General features: G+C 36.3%; 3 pseudogenes. 2 read left to right on the forward strand and 1 reads right to left on the reverse strand.

What is annotated here, in order from left to right:
- Positions 1 to 43 precede the first annotated feature (43 nt).
- A pseudogene (locus ACMZ6U_RS10445) lies at positions 44 to 208 on the reverse strand (transposase); the annotation flags it as partial.
- A 69-nt stretch (positions 209 to 277) separates the two neighbouring features.
- On the opposite strand from ACMZ6U_RS10445, the pseudogene ACMZ6U_RS10450 reads away from it, so the two are divergent.
- Positions 278 to 475: pseudogene (locus tag ACMZ6U_RS10450) on the forward strand (helix-turn-helix domain-containing protein); the annotation flags it as partial.
- A 231-nt stretch (positions 476 to 706) separates the two neighbouring features.
- Positions 707 to 1,177 (forward strand): annotated as a pseudogene (locus tag ACMZ6U_RS10455) (transposase); the annotation flags it as partial.
- Between the last annotated feature and the right edge of the window lie 22 nt (positions 1,178 to 1,199).

The raw sequence follows: 1,199 nt of genomic DNA on the forward strand, positions 1-1,199 counted from the left end.
CTCTCAGATTTAGATTTTCATTGAGTATAAGATTATCAACCTATTTGAAGGAGCCCGTTGTTTTAGCTTGTCTCACCCACTTATCAAAGGTAAAAGGGGTTAAATCATATTCTTTGATCAGCGCACTTCGTTTCATCCCTGCATTGTGAAGGTCAACGATTTGTTGTTTAAAATCATCTGTAAAATGACGGCGTATTTTTCTAGACATTGAGTTCTCCTGTTTTCTTTAGCGTAGAACACTTTATAAGACTGTCTAGTTTAGTGTAACCGATTCAGTGTTGAAATGGTCAACTTCACTATTGCTCATGATAAAGACTATCAGACAGCGGTTGAGAAATATGGTATTTCTTACCAACAAGTTTATTCCTGGGTGAGGAAGTTTGAGAAGGACGGGAGTCAAGGTCTTCTAGACCGCAGAGGTAGAGGGTTAGAAAGCAAGCCTAATCTCACGCCAGAGGAAAAACTTAATGAAAAGGCAACAGTTATTTACAAGTTTATAAGCAGAACAAATCATAACTTAATAATGGAATACAGAACCTTCTTTAAAGTATAAGGATAAAATCAGCAAACTTCACACTTATATATCACAAAGCAGTTTCCCTAAATCAAATACACTATCCCTAGCATAAGTAGAGATTTTTCAATTGCTATTTTGACAAAAATTAAACCTACAGTAGCTCACTTTGAGGCAGATAGGGATTCAGTTTATAGGGGCTTGAAGAATCACTGGCAAATCTTACAAAAAGATAGTCGAAAACTATCTCTGGAGACGTTCTATTCAAAGACCTTTAGACAAACCTTAGCCCCTCGGGAGATTGTTCAGAAGACTTTACCCTTCTCTGAAGAACTACGCTATTACTATGAGCTATATCAACTCTTATTGTTTCACTTTCGATAGAAACAAGCTAGCCACTTTTTTGACCTGATTGAGGAGCATCTGGAGACTGTGAATAAAGAGTTTCAAACGGTCTTCAAAACTTTTTTGAAATACAAAAGCTATATTATTAATGCCTTAGAACTTCCCTATTCTAACGCGAAGCTTGAGGCAACTAACAAACTCATCAAAGATATCAAACGACAAGTTTTTGGATTTAAGACATTCAAGAACTTTCAAACCAAAATACTCATCGCTTTAAACACTCAAAACTCTAAGCAGGCTATGCCTGCCAACTCATGACAGAAAAAGAGATTAGGAATAC

It is taken from the genome of Streptococcus pluranimalium, assembly GCF_047785745.1.
Classification (GTDB): Bacteria; Bacillota; Bacilli; order Lactobacillales; family Streptococcaceae; genus Streptococcus; species Streptococcus pluranimalium_B.